The organism is Nonomuraea sp. NPDC049714 (assembly GCF_044465295.1).
In the GTDB taxonomy this organism is placed as follows: domain Bacteria; phylum Actinomycetota; class Actinomycetes; order Streptosporangiales; family Streptosporangiaceae; genus Nonomuraea.
Genome location: NZ_JBITLM010000002.1, coordinates 259984 through 275303, shown reverse-complemented (window position 1 = coordinate 275303; position 15320 = coordinate 259984). Strand labels below are relative to the sequence as shown.

Below are 15320 nucleotides of genomic sequence, written 5' to 3'. Positions count from 1 at the left end.
TCGGTGGCGGCCCACGTCCAGCCACGCTGGATCGGCCGGTCGGGGCCGTAGGGCAGCGGCCGGGCCGGTGCCTACGGGAGGCTCCTGGCCTGGCAGATCCTCGCCTGGCGGGCCGTCAGCCACGCAGAAGGGTCACCTGGCGGCCGGACGGAGTGGTCGCCTGCTCGAAACTCCCGCGTTCCTCCCAGGGCGGGGCCTCGGGGCGCCGGTCGAAGACCACCAGCACGCCGGTGGTGAGGCTGAGCCGGTCCAGATACCCGTCGAGCTGGGCGAGACCGTCGCGCACGGGGTCGTCCCGGTCGGCCCGCCATACCTTCAGCTCCATCGCCTCCCGCTGCATCAGCCGCTCGCCGTCCGGACCGGTGTAGGGCCAGCGGATCAGCGCGTCCAGGCGCTTGGTGCCCGCGGCGTACTCGCGGTCGAGCTGGCCGCCGCCGTTGACCAGCCGGTGCAGGAACGCCATGAGGATGATCTGGCAGGCGGCCTCGTGGTAGCCCTCCTGCCGGATGAGCACCTCGCCCTGCTCGCGCCAGAACACGACGAACTCTCGCAGTAGACGCCCCAGGTCGAAACGGCCGTCGGGCAGTACGAAGCTGCGCGGATCGGCCATCACGTACTGTTCCGCCGGGTCGCCCAGCACCCGCAGGATGACCTCCCGATAGATCGGGTTCGCCACCTCCAAGGGAGGTCTCTGTTTGATCAGGCCTAGATCGCGGACGTACGACAGTGCGTCGGAGAAGGTGGGGTCGACATTGGGGAACGACCCGGCCACCACGGGCTCGATCACCCGCTTGACCCGGGGCTCGTACAACCGGGCCACCAGCGCGTCGAGATGGGTGGCGCGCGCCCGGATCAACCGCTCCTTGGCCTCGTCCACCTGTCCGGCGGTGATGGTCCCGGTCACTCCCATCTTGAAGGTGATCTCATGGGCAAGGGCGTTGACCAGCCACGGTTGTCCCTGCGTCAGCTCGAACACCCGGTCCACCGCGTTCTTGATGAAATCCTGGCCGGTCGCCTGCGTGTGCTGGTCGTACAGCTCGGAGATCTCATCGGCGGTGAAGTCGCCCAGGCGCAGAGACTCGGCGATGATGTTGAACGGGCTGGCCGGATTTGACTGACCGGGATCGCCGCCCGAGGCGACCTTGTAGTCACGCACGTTGCGCAACCCGCACAGCACTACAGACGCGGGGAACGGGTGGCGCTCATGCCGCGCGTTGTGACCGTCGCGGAGCTGGCTGAGAATGCTGACCATACTGTTGCCCTGCAGGGCGTCGATCTCGTCGAGGAACAGCACCACCCGGCGCGGGCAGCGACGGCACCACTCGCTCAGCGCCGAACCGAACCGGCTGCCCGGTGTGACCTGCGGCCAGGGATCCGGTGGCAGCAGTTTCTCTGGCCAGCCCGACCGCGCCGCGGCGTCGCGGAGGGAATCCAGCAGAAGTGACTCCGCGGTGGCGTAGTCGTCGCCGGCTGCCTTGGCCCGCTCGCAGGAGAGCATCAGGGCGGCGGTGTCGCCTTCGGCGGTGAGCTCGGACGCCAGGGTACGCAGTGCGGTCGTCTTCCCGGTCTGCCGTGGGGCGTGCAGCACGAAGTAACGATCCATCTCGATGAGTACGCGCGCCTGCGGGAGCCGCTGCGTGGGGGACAGCATGTAGTGGTGCTGTGGGCCGCAGGGGCCGGTGGTGTTGAAGTATCTCGCTCGAGGTGGGCGCATGATCACATAGTGTCATCACGCGCTGTTCCGGTAACAAGATTCGCGTCAAGACCGCCGAGGCACTACTCAACGTGCTTCTTCGGATGAGATCGTCCGGGTGGCCTGGATGGCGCGGCGCAGCCGACCGTCGGCGGCCAGCTCCCCGAACATGTAGATCTCGGTGGTGATGGTGCCGCCCTTGCGCAGCTCCGCGATGAGCCGGTACCGGGCGGCGACCTGGTCATCGTCCACCAGCGCCTGGTCCACCTCGACCCGCAGACCCGCGGCCCGCTTGCGGGCCGGGCGGATGTGGTCGAGCAGCCGCTTCCGGTCCAGCCGTACACCGTCGTTGACCAGCTCGTAGTCGGGCGTGTGGTAGCGGTCCAGCACGGTCGCGGGATCCTCGTCGCCCAGCCCCGCCTCCTGCGGATAACGGACCAGGTAGCCGGTCAGATCGGTGCGGGGTGTCATGTGATCTCCCAGAGTCGACTTATCTTTGACGCAGTGTCTACGTTAATGCTCGATGCTAGATTAGACAACGTGTCAGAGATAACAGGTGCCCGGCGCCGCCGGCGGCGTTCGGACGCCGAGCGCAGCGCCGCCGCCGTGCTCGACGCCGCCGTCCAGGTGCTCGGCCGGCAGCCGGACGCGAAGGTGGAGCAGGTCGCCGCCGCAGCCGGCGTCACCCGCCAGACCGTGTACGCCCACTACCCGTCCCGGCCGCAGCTGGTGGCCGCGGTCATCGACCACATCACCGCCGAAGCCGTCGCCGCCCTCGACGCCGCCGACGAGGACGGCGGCACCGCCGGGGACGCGCTGCTGCGCTGGCTGGACGTCACCTGGAGGCTGTTCGACCGGTATCCGCTGCTCTTGCACCCCTCGGCGGCCGCCGCCGACCCGGCGGACTCCGACCGCCGGCACGCCCCGGTCATCGAGCGCTTGGAGAGCCTGATCAGGCGCGGCCAGGCCGCCGGGGAGTTCGACGGCACCCTCAGCCCGGCCTGGCTGGTCTCCGCGGCCATCGCGCTCGGTCATGCGGCCGGCGGCGAGGTCGCCGCCGGCCGCATGACCACCGCGCAGGCGGCGACGGCGCTGCGCCACAGCATCCTGCGCGTGTACGGCGCCCACGAGCCCTGAACCCGCGTTCTCATGGCCCTGCGAAACCGGACACCTGCCAGATCAAGAAGCCTGGACGGCGGAGTTGGTCGGCTCAGAGCTCGATGCCCTTGATGATCTTTGCCAGTTCCGGCACGAGGGGCCGGCCGGCCATCACGGTGACGACGACGCCCTTGCGCTCGACCCAGCCCACATACCGGCCGTGGCCCAGCGCGCCGTCGCCCACCTGCGTGAGCACCTGCCGGCCACCGATCTTCATGATCCTCGTGCTACCGGAGAACGTCCCCATGCCGAACGGCGCGTTCTTGAGCTGTGTCAACTTGCTCGCCTTCGGCCAGCACACCACCCTGACCCACAGCGACCGATGCTTGCGGTTCTCCTCGGAGCGGGCATCACGCCACTGGTAGCCGTACTCGGTGATGCCGTCGTGCTTGTTGACGCTGACCCCGCCGTACGCGAAGCCCTTCGGGATGTGGTTGACGCGGACTCCCTTGATGGCGGCGGCGCCCCTCGGCGGCTTGTCGGTCTTGGCATCGGACGATCGCTTCGCCTCCGCCTTGGTCGGGACAGGGCAGGCCGGGCGCTCCGCCGCCTGGGCGGGGGTCGCTGTCAGAGCGGCGGCAAAGGGCAGCGCGGACAGGACGGCAAATACGCGCATTTTCGTCATACCCAGCTCTGATGCGGCAGGCCCGAAGAAAGTTCACTGGGCGAAGGCCGCGAGCGCGATGCCCATGCTGCGCTGATTCTGGCCCACAGCCTTGGCGTCGGTGGAGTTGACCGCGTACACGACCGTACGGCTCAGGTCGCGGGTGGCGCCGATGCCGGCTGTGCTGCCGTACCGGGCGCCGGTCTTGCCGTAGGCCACGATGCCACCGGGCAGCTCCAACCTGGACATGCCCGAGGTGTGCATGGCGGGATCGCCGGTGCCGTACGTGGGCACCTGCGGCACCGTGAACATGTGCACAAGCTCCGCCGACGGACCACCTTGCCGCCGAACAGGGCCTTGATGAACGTCTCCAGATCAGCGGTGGTGGAGATCAGGTCGCCGGAGGCCCAGGTGGAGCTGGAACTGTTCACGGTCATGTCCACGACATACCGGCGGCCGTACTCGATGGCGTTCTGGAAGCCCTTCGGTACGACCTGGTAGCCGTGGTTGTGCCGGCCGCGGATGCGGATCGAGTCGCCCGGCAGGTAGCTGTTCCGCATGCCGAGGGGGTTGAGGATCCGGGTGGTCACCTCGTGCTCGTAGGACCGGCCGGTGACCTTCTCGATGAGCAGCCCCGCGACGAACGTGTTCATGTTGACGTAGTGCTGCTGCGTGCCCGGGGCGAACTCCATCGGATTCCGTACGGCTTCGCCGACGTACTCCCGCGGCGTCCACTTCTTGAACCTGGTGGCGTAGACCCACTCGAAGCTGTCGCCGATCTTGGGTGAGGGCAGCCCGCTGGTGTGGTTGAGCAACTGCCCGATCTCGACAGGCGGGAAACTGCCCGGCAGCAGGCCGGGCAGGTGCCGCTGGACCGTGTCGTCCAGCGAGATCTCGCCCTCGGCGACGAGTTGCAGGACGACGGCGACGGTGAAGACCTTGGTCACGCTGCCGACCCGGAATCGGGCCCCCTGTTTCGCGGAACGGTCGGTACGCAGGTCGGTCATGCCGGCAACCCCTTGCCACGAGCCTTTCGCGCCGCCCACCCTGACCTCGGCCGCGGTCGCGTCGGAGGCGGGCAGCCCGGCGATGCTCCGCTGAGAGCGGCGGCGACATGGGTGCGCTTCATGGTGGTGTCTCCAGGTAGTGGAGGTTCTGTGGGATGCCCCCATCCTGTCGATCACAGTCGGTCGCCCGGATCGCCGTCACTGGCGATCTTCCAGCTCACTCCCAAGGGGGAGCTTCTCGCCCAGCCGAGTGACCCGTGTCGTCAGCCGGCGCGGCATCTCGTGGGAGGCGTCCATGGCTTGATCTTGGCGACGGAACGTCGTAACGTTTGCGACAAGTTGTCGCGTAAAGGCGGAGTTCTGACAAGCGCCATCACGAGCGCGGCAGAACGAACGCTCTTCGTCGCCGTAGTGAATGGAGAGGGCTTCTGATGAAGGCGCTCATTGATCGGGCCGATCTCATCGAACTGCTCGGCCGATATGCCGACATAGCCGACCTGAAGGAGTTCACCAAGCTGCCCGGCCTCGTCTTCACCGACCCGTTGACGCTCGACTTCGAGTCCGTCGCCGGCATTCCGCCAACGACCATGCCGCTCGGCGATTACCTGGAAATCCTCCGTACCGCCTTCGCGCCCTACGCGGCAACGCACCATGCCATCACCGGCCACGTCATCGACATCGACGGCGACAGCGCGACGATCCATGCGCACGTACGCGCCGAACACTGGCTCCCGGCCGAGCCCGCCGGCGGTGGACCCGGTCGCTGGCTGGTGGTCGGCTTCTACGACAACGAGGCGGTCCGTACGGCGGACGGCTGGCGCCTCAACCGCGTGAAGCTCACCGCGACGTACCAGGAGAACGCGCAGCCGCAGGCCCGGGGCGCGAGGGAAGCCGCAGCCGGAGGAGAATGATCGGATGCCGCGGATCAGGGGAGCCAGCATCGAGGAGCACCACGAGATGGTGTGGGCCGACCTCGCCGAGGCGATGCGGCAACTGCTGCTCGAACGCGACTACGAGTCGATCAACATGGGCCACATCGCGGCTCGGGCGGGGCTCGCGCGCAACACGCTGTACAACTACGCTCGCGACAAGAGCGCCCTGGTACTGGCGCTGACTCGGCGGGCGGGCCGACCCGCCGTCGAGCGGGTGGCCGCGATCGCCGCGCGGTCTTCGGACCCGGCCGCGGCGCGGATGCGGGAGATCATCGAGGCGGTCCTGGAGGCGTCCACGGATCAGGCCATGCAGCTGATGTTCCGGCCGGGCTCCGGTCGTCCGGTCACCGAGGTGCCGAAAGGGCCGGACAGCCCCTTCCATGTGATCGTGGTCGAGGTGGAGAACGTCGTCCGGGACGGCATCGCGCGGGGAGAGTTCCGGGACGTCGGTGACGTGCACCTCGTGGTGGAGCTGCTGTCCGGTGTCATGCGCGCGGGCGCCGAACGCATCGGCCGGGATCCGGCCGCCTTCGCGGCCACGGTCCGTGCGGCACGGGAGATCATCCTTTCCTCTCTGGCCTGCCGTCCGGATCAGTACGGCAGTCGGAGATCGTGATCTGTGTGGATCGGCGGTGCTCGTAACGCAGAACAGCCGCCCGGTGATCGTGATGTGTGACGATCAATGACCTTCGGGCGGCTGCTGCCGCCACGCGCGCGCGTGTACGGCGCCCACGAGCCCTGATCCCGCGACAGACAGCGCAGAGCCGGCGCGTGGCCGACCGGGGCTGTGGCCGGGTCGCAGCACCGTCCACCTGTGGGCTCTCGGGGTGATGAGTTGTCGCGCCCGCACCCGTCATACCTACGACGGGACACGACGAGGCGGAAGGATGACGTGATGAGTACGGACACGCGGCTGGAGGAGCTGGGCGTGAGCGGTCTGGGCGAGGTCGACGAGCCGGCGTTCTCGGGGCTGGCGGAGCGGCACCGGCGGGAGCTGCACGTGCACTGCTACCGGATGCTCGGGTCGTTCGAGGACGCCGAGGACACCGTACAGGAGACGTTCCTGCGTGCCTGGCGGCGGCGGGAGACCTTCGAGGGGCGGTCGACGTTCCGGGCCTGGCTGTACCGGATCGCCACCAATGCCTGCCTGGACCTGCTCGCCAAGGCCCGGCCGGAGCCTGCGACCGGCGGCGAGGTGCTGTGGCTGCAGCCCTACCCGGACCGGCTGCTCGACGAGCTGCCCGCGGGCGACGCGGACGAGCCGGAGACCGTCGCCGTCGCGCGGGAGACGATCGAGCTGGCGTACCTGGTCGCGGTCCAGCACCTCGCGCCGCGCCCGCGGGCCGTGCTGATCCTGCGGGACGTGCTCGGCTGGCCCGCGAAGGACGTCGCGGAGCTCCTCGGGGACTCCGTCAACTCCGTGAACAGCGCGTTGCAGCGGGCCCGCGCCGGCATGCGGGAGCACCTGCCCGCCGAGCGGCAGGACTGGACCGGCGGCGAGGAGGACGCCGGGACGCGCGAGCTGGTGCGCCGCTACACCGATGCCAGCGTGGCCACGGACATCGACGGGCTCGCCGCACTGCTGCGGGACGACGTCCGCTGCTCGATGCCGCCCACGCCGGGCCTGTACGTCGGCCGCGACGCGGTGGTGAACGACTGGGTCGAGAGCGGCTTCGAGGGCATGAAGGGCCTGCGCGCCATCCGCACCTCCGTGAACCGGCAGCCTGCCGTCGCCTTCTACCTCTGGCAGCAGCGGGAGGGCGCGTACCTGCCGCTGACGATCGACGTCCTGCGCGTCACCGGCGGGGCGATCACCGAGATCATCACGTTCCACGACGACCGGTTCCCGCGGCTCGGGCTGCCTGAGCGCCTGCCGGCGGACGGCACGGAGTAGTCCCGGTGCGGACACTCGCGCTGCGCGGTGGCGCGCGTGTCGAGGTGGTCGCGGCGGAGTGGTGCGACGCGTTCGGCGTCGTCACCCGCGGGCGGGTGCAGCTGGAGCTGCGCGACGGCGAGCCCGGGCCGATCCTCGGACGCGACGCCGGGTTCTGGCTGCGCGGCACCGGGGTCCGCGCCCTGCGGAACCCCGGCCGTCGCACGGCGAGGGTACGCATCCTCACCCCCAGGGCCAGGACCGTCACGTCCCAGCCACCGAATGATGGAGGAACGACATGAACAGCCTGAATGACACCGGGGGCGTCGCAGACCCGGCACCGGGCCGGACCAGCCACACCCACCGACTCCGCGGGCTCGCCGGCACCGGCTTCATCGCCACGCTCGCGGCGATGGCGGCCACCACCCTCGCCGCTGCGCTTGCCCAGGCCGTCGGCGTCGACTTCGAGATACCCGATGGTGGCGAGACGATCCCGTTGTCCGGGTTCGCCGTGGTGACCGGCTTCTTCTCGGTCGTGGGCGTCGTCATCGCCGTCGCTCTTCTTCGTTGGAGCGTTCGCCCCGCCGAGCGATTCGTGTGGACGGCAGTGTCGCTGACCGCGATCTCGCTGGTACCGCCCTTCCTCTCCGGGGCGAACACCGCCACTGCCATCGCCCTCTGCGGGCTACACCTCGTCCCTGCGGCGGTGATGATCCCCACTTTGGCGCGGAGCCTCCGCACCCGGACCGATGAACGATCCCTTGCGGGATGAAGATCCCGCAGACCCGTCCGCGGGGTCGACGTCAGGCTCAAGCCGCGCCGGCACGCGCTCGGAGCCGAGCCCTGACACCTACGCGTGCCGGAGGCTGCCCGCGTTGTAGCCGGTGGGGCAGGGAGCGCTGGTTGTGACGTGGGAGGCCGGCAAGGTGGCTCGGCCGTCCGTTGATCTTGTTCGCTGTCGTTCCTCCTGCGGAGGAGGGACGGTCACCCCCGTCGTCGGGTGATGCGCCGATGTCACGCGCCTGGATGATGTCCCCGTTGACGTCGCCGCTCAAGGTGTTCCGGACAGATCCCGGTGTTTCCTTCGATGGCGCGGGGGTCGTGCGGCGCATGAGCACCACGCTGTAGACGGTCACGCCGAGGCCGGCGATTCCCGCGAGAGTGCCGATGATCTGCGCCCATTCACCGGCCCGGGCCGTGCCGATCCGCAGGAAGAAGACGCTCAAGACACCCAGGGCGATACCTGTCGATGCGAAGATCAGCCAATTGGAACGACGCCGTTCACTCATAAGAGCACCATCCGAGTACTCAGGCTCTTCCCTGTCAGCACGGCCCCCGGTGAATGCCGGGGGCCGCATGGTCGCTGACGCTAGAAGTCGAAGATGCCGTTCTTCGCGCCTGCTACGAACTTTTCCCAGACGGCCGGGCGGAGAATCCACGGGTCGGTGTCCGGTTGCTCGGTGTCGCGCAAGGCGACACGGCCGTCTGACAGATGCTTCGCCTCCAGGCACTCGCCACCCTGACCGCTTGATGCGGTGATCCAGCCCTTGGGGTCAGCGATTTCCCGCGCCATGTCTCCGCTTAACTCCACGTCGTCACTCTCTCCTTGATCCGCTGTATTGACAGGTACTCGGGAAGCGCAGCCTTACGTACGCATTCGAGCCGACGCACGAGCCTTTTGATCTCTTGGCTAGATCATCGCTGGTATGCGTATATGCGTGAATGGGGCATAGGTGATTAACGTGGCAGTCCTCGGCGCTCGGCTCATCGGTGAGATGCGATTTCCTGGATGTCCGGAAATTCTGAGCGATGTCCGCATTTACGTGGCCCGATGGCTTGTCATCGAGCTGCCCGAAGCGCTGAAGGCGGCGAACTGCTGGACAACGTACGCTTTCTCGCGGCCGAGCTCGCCGCGAACGCAATAAAGCACACCATTTCCGGACGATGGAGCAAAGGCTCATTTCGCGTCCGTATGTGGCTCGGCGCCGGGCGGGTCCGTGTCGAGGTCATGGACCAGGGATGGTGGTCAGGGCCGCGACTCCGCGACGACCCCGACGAGACGAGCGGACGAGGACTGCACATCCTGGCCGCTGTGGCGACGCGATGGGGCGTGAAGAGGCGCCGGCTCGGCCGGACCGTGTGGTTCGAGTTCCCCATCCAGTTCCCTGCGGCCGCACGCCCGGCGGACCCGGAGCCGCCGTGCCGGCCTGGCACGATGCCGCCGTCCGGCCGCCGCTACCTCCACGACCTCGCCATGACCCGCGTCGACATCGCGTTCAGGAACGTCACCGAGGTCTCCAAGAGAAGGAGCGCGTGACATGCCGGAGATCCCCGACTTCCACGGCCCGCACGTGGAGCCGCCCATGCCCGGCCACGTCAAGCTGACCTGGGACGAACCCACCCCTCGGGCGTCATGCATCCGGGTGCTCTCTCATACGTGCGAATGCCGGGAGACGACGTACGAACTCTGCGCCGCAGCCGGCCTGGGCTTCGTACGCCGTACCGATCGCGTGAAGCGGACCGTTCACGAAACCACGTGGATGTCGGCCACGGCCGCCGGACTCATCTTCACGCAGATCCCGCACGGCGAGGCGCGATGATCCACGCGGCGACCGGCGGCGGGCCTGCGCCTCCATCGAGCCGGTGAGAGAAGCCGGCGGCAAGCCGAAGACGAGGTGCGTGGCATGGGCGACACCAAGCCTCGGGCCGGCCTGCTTACCGCCGAGGCTGGTGTGGCTCGATCACAGAACTGCCGCCTGACCACTTCATCCCGGCCCGGCAACCTGCGGAAGGTTGTCTTCGTTGCCCGAGCGTCGCGCCTTATAGCCGGCCGAGATCACCTTCGGTCGCCCGATCGACTGCGCGGACATCACCGCCTATGATCGCCTGCTTCAGGCACTTGCCGCCGTCTGATCCCATCGCCTGGGCTGGAAGCGTGACGGGCTGATCAGATGCCGATGAGCCGGACGCGGTCGCCGCACAGCCGGGCCATGTCGTCGACATCGGAGGTCAGCATGGCCACTGGACCCGGTTGGCGCAGCGCCACCTCCGCGACCGTCGCGTCGATCGCGTACCGGTGGCCGTGCAGACCTGCGGCCTTGAGCAGCTTCGCGGACACCTTGGCCGCACGTTCGGTCACCGGCTCGACCTTGACACGGGAGAGCACCCATTGCAGCCGGGGCATGTTCACACGGGTGTGGCTGACTTCCACGATGGTGTTGGCACCGATGACGAAGTCGGCACCCATGGTGTGGAACACCTGCAACATCGCGAGGATCTTACGGTCCTCCGCCATCCAGGCGGAGAGCCCTTGTGAGTCCAGGACGACGGTTTCGATGTTCTTGATCATGTCGCGCTCGCCGAACCACCGAGATCCGCCGCTCCGGAGATCATTGCGCGAGCCTGAGTCAGCTCCTCCTCGGTGAACTCCCCGTGCTCCTCCTGGTGACGCCGCAGGTCGGCACCGAGGAGTTGGTGCCGCAACTGGCGTGCCACCGCCTCGGCGACGTAGCCGGAGACGTTGTCGGTGAGCTTTCTGAGCTCGGCCACCTGGTCGCTCGGCAAAGTCACGGTGATGCGAGTCGTGTCCGCCATACGGCAAGCATACTGCGGTATGCGCATCGGCGCTGCTTTGGAAGTTGCGGACGTGGTGACTGGGGTGGCGTTGTGCTGGGCCACTTCGCCGCGCATGCGGAGCCGTACCAGCTCTCTGGCCGAGATCCGCTCTGGCCGGCCGGGCAGGGCGAACTCGCCCGCCGTCGCCCGGCGTGTTCTGCCGACGGTGGCGGGCCGCTCATCGACGGCGGCACGGTACGCTGCAGCGCCTCATCGGGCAGAACCCGGGCGATGGACATGTTCCTCGCCGGCCACGTCAGCGCGCGTGAGGCGTACGAGATCGGGCCGGCCAACCGGAAGCGACGAGAGAATGTGACCGCTTGATCGTTAGTCTTGTCGGGTGACCGGAACACGGCGTGAGGTGGTGGCCGGTGATGGGGTCCGGTTGGTCTGCTGGGATGGCGGTGGACCTGGCCGGGCCATTGTGCTGTTGCACGGCTTGGCCGGTGCGTCGGGGTGGTCCTGATCGAGGCTGGTCCGGAGCGGCCGGACCCCGCTGGACCGGGCAAGATCGGCGGGTGGCTGAGTTCCTGGCCGGTGCCGTTCCCGGATCGGGAGCGGGCCGCCGAGTTCCTCGGGGGTGGGAGCGTGGGGCGGGGCTGGGCGGCTGAGCTCGCGGAAACCAAGGAGGGACTGTGGCTGCGGTTCGATCGCGAGGTCATGGTGGCCGCAGTCGCTGCCGCGTGCGGGCGGTCCTACTGGGCTGAATGGCGGCGGATCCGGTGCCCGGCGCTGGTGGTGTTGGGGGAGAAGGGGTTCATTGTTCCCGAGGAGAGCGACCGGATGCGTCGTCTTCGGCCTGACATCCCGATCGTGGTGATCGACGGAGTCGGTCACGATCTCCACTTGGAGGATCCGCAGGCGCTATCTGAGCAGATGGCGGGGTTTCTGCGCCATCCGTGACAGACGGCGCCGCTCGCCGCCGCGACTGTCAGTGGCCGTCGTTGGCCTGTTGGTGAGTGTCCAAGGCTGAGAAACCCCTGACAGGGCCCGACCTGCGGCGCCCTGGCCGCCAGCAACGGCCGTCAACCAGGCGATCCGAGCAGGATCGTCTCGTCCGGCCAGCGTCTGGCGATCACTGTGTACGGCGTGGAGCCGTACACAGAGTCCGTGGCGGTTCCGCTCAGCCGCACGGCTGACTCGACCGTGCCGGCCGGAACGGGCCGGCCGGCGCGTCGCGCGCTACAAGGCAGTGGCCTCAGACAAGGTGCCGGGCGAAGAACCGCAGCGCGTTGTCGGTTTCGTACGCGGGGATCTCCAAGTGGTCGCCGGTGTTGGCATGCAGGGTCTTGTCAGTCGAGGCCAAGGCATCGAACAGTGCCAGGGCCTGGTCCCGGGACACCAACGAATCATTCCATTGGAGCAGGAACTGCACCGGTACGGTGACCCGGGCGGCGGTCTCGGTCAGCCCCTGCGCGCCGAGCAGGCCGAGCACCGCGGCGCGGATCCGGGGTTCGGCGGCGAGCAGCGGCACGCCGAGCCCGGATCCCATCGACACCCCCCAGTAGCCGACCGGCCCGGCGCCCACGTGGTCGAGCTCCTGGACCGCGCTCAGGACGGCCTGCCAGTCGGGGACGGCCTGCTCGGCCAGCAGGTCGTGCATGGCAACGACCACCTCGGTCGCATCCTTGCCGGCGGCCATGTGGGCCTGCATGTCGCTCGCCAACTGCATGACCTGTTCGTCTTTCGGCCGATCGCCGTGGCTGGGGGCGTCGATCGCGGCGACGGCGAAAGCGCCCTCGCTGGCGAACCGGTGGGCGCCGACCAGGATGCCGGGGGCCTTTTTGTGCTGGCCGCCGCCGTGTCCCATCAGGATCAGCGGGCGGGGGCCGGTGGCGTCATGGGGCGTGAACAGGACGCCGGTGATCTCGCCGAGGGTGAAGGACTGTTCGGTGACGCCGTCGGTCGACATCTGGGAAGTCAAGCTGAAGCGCATAGCGTTCCAAAGCCTTTCGAAGGTGCCTGGTGCGGGTGCTCCCTAGACCATGCACGGGAGGGAGGCCCCACCTGTCACACAGTGTTGATCGTTCTCACCCATTCTCACCGTCGTAGCGAGATACTGCGTCGCCTCGCGGAGCCGGAAAGAGACCTGCCGAGACATTCCGTACGGTGAAGGTCATGCCGGCGGCGAAGGCTCACGTGGAAAGGTCTGACCCACACGTCTGTGCGGTGGCTCAGCCCGTGATCTGGCGGGTGATGGACGGGTCGGTGATGGCGGTGTCGTCGGCCAGGAGGAAGGCTTTGCTGAGGATGAGCGCGAGTCGGCCGTCTTCCTCGAAGGGGAGGAAGAGTCCCGCGTGCGGATCGCGGGCTGAGACGATGCACAGGTAGGCGTCGTTGGGTTCCATGAGGATGTTGCCCGAGCCCAGGTGGATCTTGTAGGTGCGCAGGTCGCCTCGCACCACCAGGAACCGGTCGGTGACCGTGCACCGTTCGGCGATGGCCGTACGGCCGACGAGCCGGGACAGCGCGTCCCGGCGCACCTCGGCGGACGGTGGCAGCGGCCCGAACGAACCCGCCTGCCAGTAGTCCCGCAGCCGATCCGGCCCGCCGTCGGTCCATTCGGGGTAGCTCGCGATCGAGGTGACCGCGACGAACAGGTCAACATCCCGCATCGCCTCGCTGAACACCAGCGGGGGCACCTCGCTCAGCGCCGCCGCTTGCCACGCACCCTCGGAAAGCCGGTGGAAGCGGACCTGGTCGGTGACCGCGTAGCCGTCGTCGTCCGGCAGGAGATCATGGCAGAGCGTCACCCGCCACCGCCCCCCGGTCACCACCCGCCGAGCCTCCCCGGAGCTGCCGCCGTCCCAGAACCCGAGATAGTCGGCCTGCCAGCCGCGCTGCTTGAACAGCGCGTACAGCTTGCGATAGTCCACCACATGCGCGGCGAACCGGTTGGAGTAGAGCTCCGTCGCCTCCTCGGCGGGCGTCAGCAGGTAGACCTCACGGAAAGCCTGCTTGAACGGCTGCCGCAGCTCCTTGTCCTGCACCACCTCGCGCCATGCACGCACGTCGGCCACCGAGGCGCGGGCCGGATGCCACAGGCGCACCGGCCCGTCCGGCACGCCCAGCCCCAGTTCGCTGCGCCACTCACCGCGTGACACCTCGAACTCCCAGATCAGCCGGTCCGCGATCGGCTGCCCCGCCAGCCGGCGATAGGGCGGGGTCACGTCACTGGTGTAGCCGGCCTCCAGCGCCCTGACCAGCGTCGCCTGCTGCTGCCGGACCTGCTTGGCCAGCGCCCGCAGCCGCTTGACCTCGTCGGGATGCGCACGCTTGACCGCCGCCGGGAGCGACTTGAGCTTCTTGTCCCCCTGCCACCACGAGAGCTCGACCTCGCCCTCGGTCGAGATGACCGCCGTGTGCTCACCCACCGCCTGCCGCACCCGCCCGTCGGGCAGCCGCAACGCGACCTCGACCCGCCCGGCCAAGGCGACCTCGATCCGCTTGAACATGCGGTCCAGCTGCTTGGGCACCCCGGCATGCCGGGTCGCCTGACGGGCGGCCCGCAGCGCCGTGATGGCCTCGGGGGTCGGGTGATCCTCCACCGCGCGGGCGATCTCGAACAGCACCCCCTGCGAGGGCAGTGTCCTGGCCTCGGTGGGCGCCACCGCCACCCCGCGCAGCAGCCCGTCCAGCAGCTCGGGCAGCCACGGTTCGTCCTGGAACAGCGCTAACCGTGCGGCCCGGCCGATGGTCTCCTTCTCCCCGGTCGCGAACGCCTTGTCCGCCCGATACGGGATTTCCCCGGCCTGGATCGCCGCGACGCGGCCCTCGGCCGTCTCCAGGGTCACCCGCGCGAAGTCCCGGTGATCGGGCAGGCCGCCGAGCCGCTCCAGGACGTCGGGCAGGGGAGGGGAGGCGTTGTGGGACTGCTCCCGGATCCACTCGGCGAACAGCGCCCGCCGCGCCACATCCCAGCCGAGCAGCAGCTCCACCTCGGCGACCGCGATCGGCCCGCGCCCTTCGGTGAGCTGCGCGGTCACCTCCGCGTCCAGCCCCGCGATCCCGGCCGTGGCCAGCAGGGAGAAGGGGCTGTCCAACCGCTTCTCGCGCAGCAGGAACCGGACCAGCGTGCGGGCGGAATCGGCCAGCCGCTCCAGCGGCGCTCCCGCCGGGCACCGGACCAGCGCACCGATGCCGACGGACAGGTCTGCCCATTTCCGGGCCGGCAGTCGGTCGACCAACGCCTCGAACAGATCGACGCACGCCTCGGGCGTGAACACCGGCTGCCTCGCACGCGCCTGCGCCTCGGTCGCGAAGCGCGCCATCCTGGCCCCACCGCCCCGTGTCCCGACCCGGTAGGCGGCCGGGATCAGCGTGCCCAACTCGACCGCGCTCACCTGGGAGACGTCCGGCCACGCGTCGTGGTCCTGCCTGTCTCCGGTCATCAGATCCAGGAGGTACTGGGCTTGAGAGGAAAGCTCCATGGGGAAGA

Annotated in this window: 20 protein-coding genes; 9 read left to right on the top strand and 11 right to left on the bottom strand. The window is 68.8% G+C overall.

The window, feature by feature from the left end; genetic code table 11:
• Positions 1-115: 115 nt before the first annotated feature.
• Positions 116-1714 carry an AAA family ATPase gene (locus ACIBQX_RS08220; protein ID WP_397001982.1) on the bottom strand — a complete coding sequence of 533 codons (1599 nt, stop codon included), beginning with the start codon at positions 1712-1714 and terminating at the stop codon, positions 116-118.
• A gap of 66 nt (positions 1715-1780) precedes the next feature.
• Positions 1781-2164 carry a nuclear transport factor 2 family protein gene (locus tag ACIBQX_RS08215; protein WP_397001980.1) on the bottom strand — a complete coding sequence of 128 codons (384 nt, stop codon included), beginning with the start codon at positions 2162-2164 and terminating at the stop codon, positions 1781-1783.
• 69 nt (positions 2165-2233) lie between these two features.
• Between ACIBQX_RS08215 and ACIBQX_RS08210 the strand changes: the two genes are divergently transcribed.
• Positions 2234-2830, top strand: coding sequence for a TetR/AcrR family transcriptional regulator (locus ACIBQX_RS08210; protein ID WP_397001978.1), 597 nt, complete (start codon positions 2234-2236; stop codon positions 2828-2830).
• A 73-nt stretch (positions 2831-2903) separates the two neighbouring features.
• Here ACIBQX_RS08210 and ACIBQX_RS08205 read toward each other — a convergent pair whose 3' ends face one another.
• From ACIBQX_RS08205 to ACIBQX_RS08195, 3 genes are read right to left on the bottom strand one after another with little or no spacing between them, the layout of a single operon-like run.
• Positions 2904-3467: a hypothetical protein gene (locus ACIBQX_RS08205; protein ID WP_397001976.1), complete on the bottom strand. Its 564-nt coding sequence runs from the start codon at positions 3465-3467 to the stop codon at positions 2904-2906.
• 42 nt (positions 3468-3509) lie between these two features.
• Positions 3510-3674, bottom strand: coding sequence for a hypothetical protein (locus tag ACIBQX_RS08200; RefSeq protein ID WP_397001974.1), 165 nt, complete (start codon positions 3672-3674; stop codon positions 3510-3512).
• On the bottom strand, positions 3608-4627 hold the full coding sequence (locus ACIBQX_RS08195) for a serine hydrolase domain-containing protein (protein WP_397001972.1): 1020 nt from the start codon (positions 4625-4627) through the stop codon (positions 3608-3610). Before ACIBQX_RS08195 ends, ACIBQX_RS08200 begins: the two co-directional genes overlap by 67 nt.
• Before the next feature lie 266 nt (positions 4628-4893).
• Between ACIBQX_RS08195 and ACIBQX_RS08190 the strand changes: the two genes are divergently transcribed.
• The 5 genes from ACIBQX_RS08190 (at position 4894) to ACIBQX_RS08170 (ending at position 8039) form a co-directional block, all read left to right on the top strand.
• Positions 4894-5373 (top strand): nuclear transport factor 2 family protein, encoded by a 480-nt coding sequence (locus ACIBQX_RS08190; protein ID WP_397001970.1) that lies wholly within the window; start codon positions 4894-4896, stop codon positions 5371-5373.
• 4 nt (positions 5374-5377) lie between these two features.
• Positions 5378-6010, top strand: a complete 633-nt coding sequence (locus ACIBQX_RS08185; RefSeq protein WP_397001968.1) for a TetR/AcrR family transcriptional regulator — start codon at positions 5378-5380, stop codon at positions 6008-6010.
• A 279-nt stretch (positions 6011-6289) separates the two neighbouring features.
• Positions 6290-7288 carry an RNA polymerase subunit sigma-70 gene (locus tag ACIBQX_RS08180; RefSeq protein WP_397001966.1) on the top strand — a complete coding sequence of 333 codons (999 nt, stop codon included), beginning with the start codon at positions 6290-6292 and terminating at the stop codon, positions 7286-7288.
• Between the two features lie 5 nt (positions 7289-7293).
• A complete protein-coding gene (locus ACIBQX_RS08175; RefSeq protein WP_397001964.1) occupies positions 7294-7569 on the top strand; it encodes a hypothetical protein in 276 nt (91 codons plus the stop codon).
• Positions 7566-8039 (top strand): DUF6069 family protein, encoded by a 474-nt coding sequence (locus tag ACIBQX_RS08170; protein WP_397001962.1) that lies wholly within the window; start codon positions 7566-7568, stop codon positions 8037-8039. The genes ACIBQX_RS08175 and ACIBQX_RS08170 overlap by 4 nt, the downstream gene beginning before the upstream one ends.
• Positions 8040-8076: 37 nt before the next feature.
• Here the strand turns inward: ACIBQX_RS08170 and ACIBQX_RS08165 are convergent, their stop codons facing one another.
• Together ACIBQX_RS08165 and ACIBQX_RS08160 are read right to left on the bottom strand one after the other, a co-directional pair.
• A complete protein-coding gene (locus ACIBQX_RS08165) occupies positions 8077-8556 on the bottom strand; it encodes a hypothetical protein (RefSeq protein WP_397001960.1) in 480 nt (159 codons plus the stop codon).
• Between the two features lie 80 nt (positions 8557-8636).
• Positions 8637-8858, bottom strand: a complete 222-nt coding sequence (locus tag ACIBQX_RS08160; RefSeq protein WP_397001958.1) for a DUF397 domain-containing protein — start codon at positions 8856-8858, stop codon at positions 8637-8639.
• A 198-nt stretch (positions 8859-9056) separates the two neighbouring features.
• Here ACIBQX_RS08160 and ACIBQX_RS08155 point away from each other — a divergent pair, with 198 nt between their 5' ends.
• Both ACIBQX_RS08155 and ACIBQX_RS08150 read left to right on the top strand, forming a co-directional pair.
• Positions 9057-9584, top strand: coding sequence for an ATP-binding protein (locus tag ACIBQX_RS08155; RefSeq protein ID WP_397001956.1), 528 nt, complete (start codon positions 9057-9059; stop codon positions 9582-9584).
• 1 nt (position 9585) lies between these two features.
• Entirely contained in the window at positions 9586-9867 is a 282-nt protein-coding gene (locus ACIBQX_RS08150) for a hypothetical protein (protein WP_397001954.1), read from the top strand.
• Between the two features lie 347 nt (positions 9868-10214).
• On the opposite strand, the gene ACIBQX_RS08145 is transcribed toward ACIBQX_RS08150, so the two are convergent.
• Positions 10215-10616 carry a DNA-binding protein gene (locus tag ACIBQX_RS08145; RefSeq protein WP_397001952.1) on the bottom strand — a complete coding sequence of 134 codons (402 nt, stop codon included), beginning with the start codon at positions 10614-10616 and terminating at the stop codon, positions 10215-10217.
• Positions 10613-10861, bottom strand: a complete 249-nt coding sequence (locus ACIBQX_RS08140; protein ID WP_397001950.1) for a type II toxin-antitoxin system CcdA family antitoxin — start codon at positions 10859-10861, stop codon at positions 10613-10615. The genes ACIBQX_RS08145 and ACIBQX_RS08140 overlap by 4 nt, the downstream gene beginning before the upstream one ends.
• Positions 10862-11272: 411 nt before the next feature.
• Between ACIBQX_RS08140 and ACIBQX_RS08135 the strand changes: the two genes are divergently transcribed.
• On the top strand, positions 11273-11785 hold the full coding sequence (locus tag ACIBQX_RS08135; protein ID WP_397003823.1) for an alpha/beta fold hydrolase: 513 nt from the start codon (positions 11273-11275) through the stop codon (positions 11783-11785).
• Between the two features lie 295 nt (positions 11786-12080).
• Here the strand turns inward: ACIBQX_RS08135 and ACIBQX_RS08130 are convergent, their stop codons facing one another.
• Positions 12081-12794: a dienelactone hydrolase family protein gene (locus tag ACIBQX_RS08130; RefSeq protein WP_397001948.1), complete on the bottom strand. Its 714-nt coding sequence runs from the start codon at positions 12792-12794 to the stop codon at positions 12081-12083.
• A gap of 262 nt (positions 12795-13056) precedes the next feature.
• Positions 13057-15312, bottom strand: a complete 2256-nt coding sequence (locus ACIBQX_RS08125; protein WP_397001946.1) for a DUF4132 domain-containing protein — start codon at positions 15310-15312, stop codon at positions 13057-13059.
• Positions 15313-15320 lie beyond the last annotated feature (8 nt).

What these genes read in the sequence shown, in the direction of transcription:
- ACIBQX_RS08220 (WP_397001982.1), bottom strand. Translation starts at nt 1,714, where the DNA reads ATGCGCCCACCTCGAGCGAGATACTTCAACACCACCGGCCCCTGCGGC.
- ACIBQX_RS08215 (WP_397001980.1), bottom strand. Translation starts at nt 2,164, where the DNA reads ATGACACCCCGCACCGATCTGACCGGCTACCTGGTCCGTTATCCGCAG.
- ACIBQX_RS08205 (WP_397001976.1), bottom strand. Translation starts at nt 3,467, where the DNA reads ATGCGCGTATTTGCCGTCCTGTCCGCGCTGCCCTTTGCCGCCGCTCTG.
- ACIBQX_RS08195 (WP_397001972.1), bottom strand. Translation starts at nt 4,627, where the DNA reads ATGGGGGCATCCCACAGAACCTCCACTACCTGGAGACACCACCATGAA.
- ACIBQX_RS08190 (WP_397001970.1), top strand. Translation starts at nt 4,894, where the DNA reads ATGAAGGCGCTCATTGATCGGGCCGATCTCATCGAACTGCTCGGCCGA.
- ACIBQX_RS08185 (WP_397001968.1), top strand. Translation starts at nt 5,378, where the DNA reads ATGCCGCGGATCAGGGGAGCCAGCATCGAGGAGCACCACGAGATGGTG.
- ACIBQX_RS08180 (WP_397001966.1), top strand. Translation starts at nt 6,290, where the DNA reads ATGAGTACGGACACGCGGCTGGAGGAGCTGGGCGTGAGCGGTCTGGGC.
- ACIBQX_RS08170 (WP_397001962.1), top strand. Translation starts at nt 7,566, where the DNA reads ATGAACAGCCTGAATGACACCGGGGGCGTCGCAGACCCGGCACCGGGC.
- ACIBQX_RS08165 (WP_397001960.1), bottom strand. Translation starts at nt 8,556, where the DNA reads ATGAGTGAACGGCGTCGTTCCAATTGGCTGATCTTCGCATCGACAGGT.
- ACIBQX_RS08155 (WP_397001956.1), top strand. Translation starts at nt 9,057, where the DNA reads ATGTCCGGAAATTCTGAGCGATGTCCGCATTTACGTGGCCCGATGGCT.
- ACIBQX_RS08150 (WP_397001954.1), top strand. Translation starts at nt 9,586, where the DNA reads ATGCCGGAGATCCCCGACTTCCACGGCCCGCACGTGGAGCCGCCCATG.
- ACIBQX_RS08145 (WP_397001952.1), bottom strand. Translation starts at nt 10,616, where the DNA reads ATGATCAAGAACATCGAAACCGTCGTCCTGGACTCACAAGGGCTCTCC.
- ACIBQX_RS08140 (WP_397001950.1), bottom strand. Translation starts at nt 10,861, where the DNA reads ATGGCGGACACGACTCGCATCACCGTGACTTTGCCGAGCGACCAGGTG.
- ACIBQX_RS08130 (WP_397001948.1), bottom strand. Translation starts at nt 12,794, where the DNA reads ATGTCGACCGACGGCGTCACCGAACAGTCCTTCACCCTCGGCGAGATC.
- ACIBQX_RS08125 (WP_397001946.1), bottom strand. Translation starts at nt 15,312, where the DNA reads ATGGAGCTTTCCTCTCAAGCCCAGTACCTCCTGGATCTGATGACCGGA.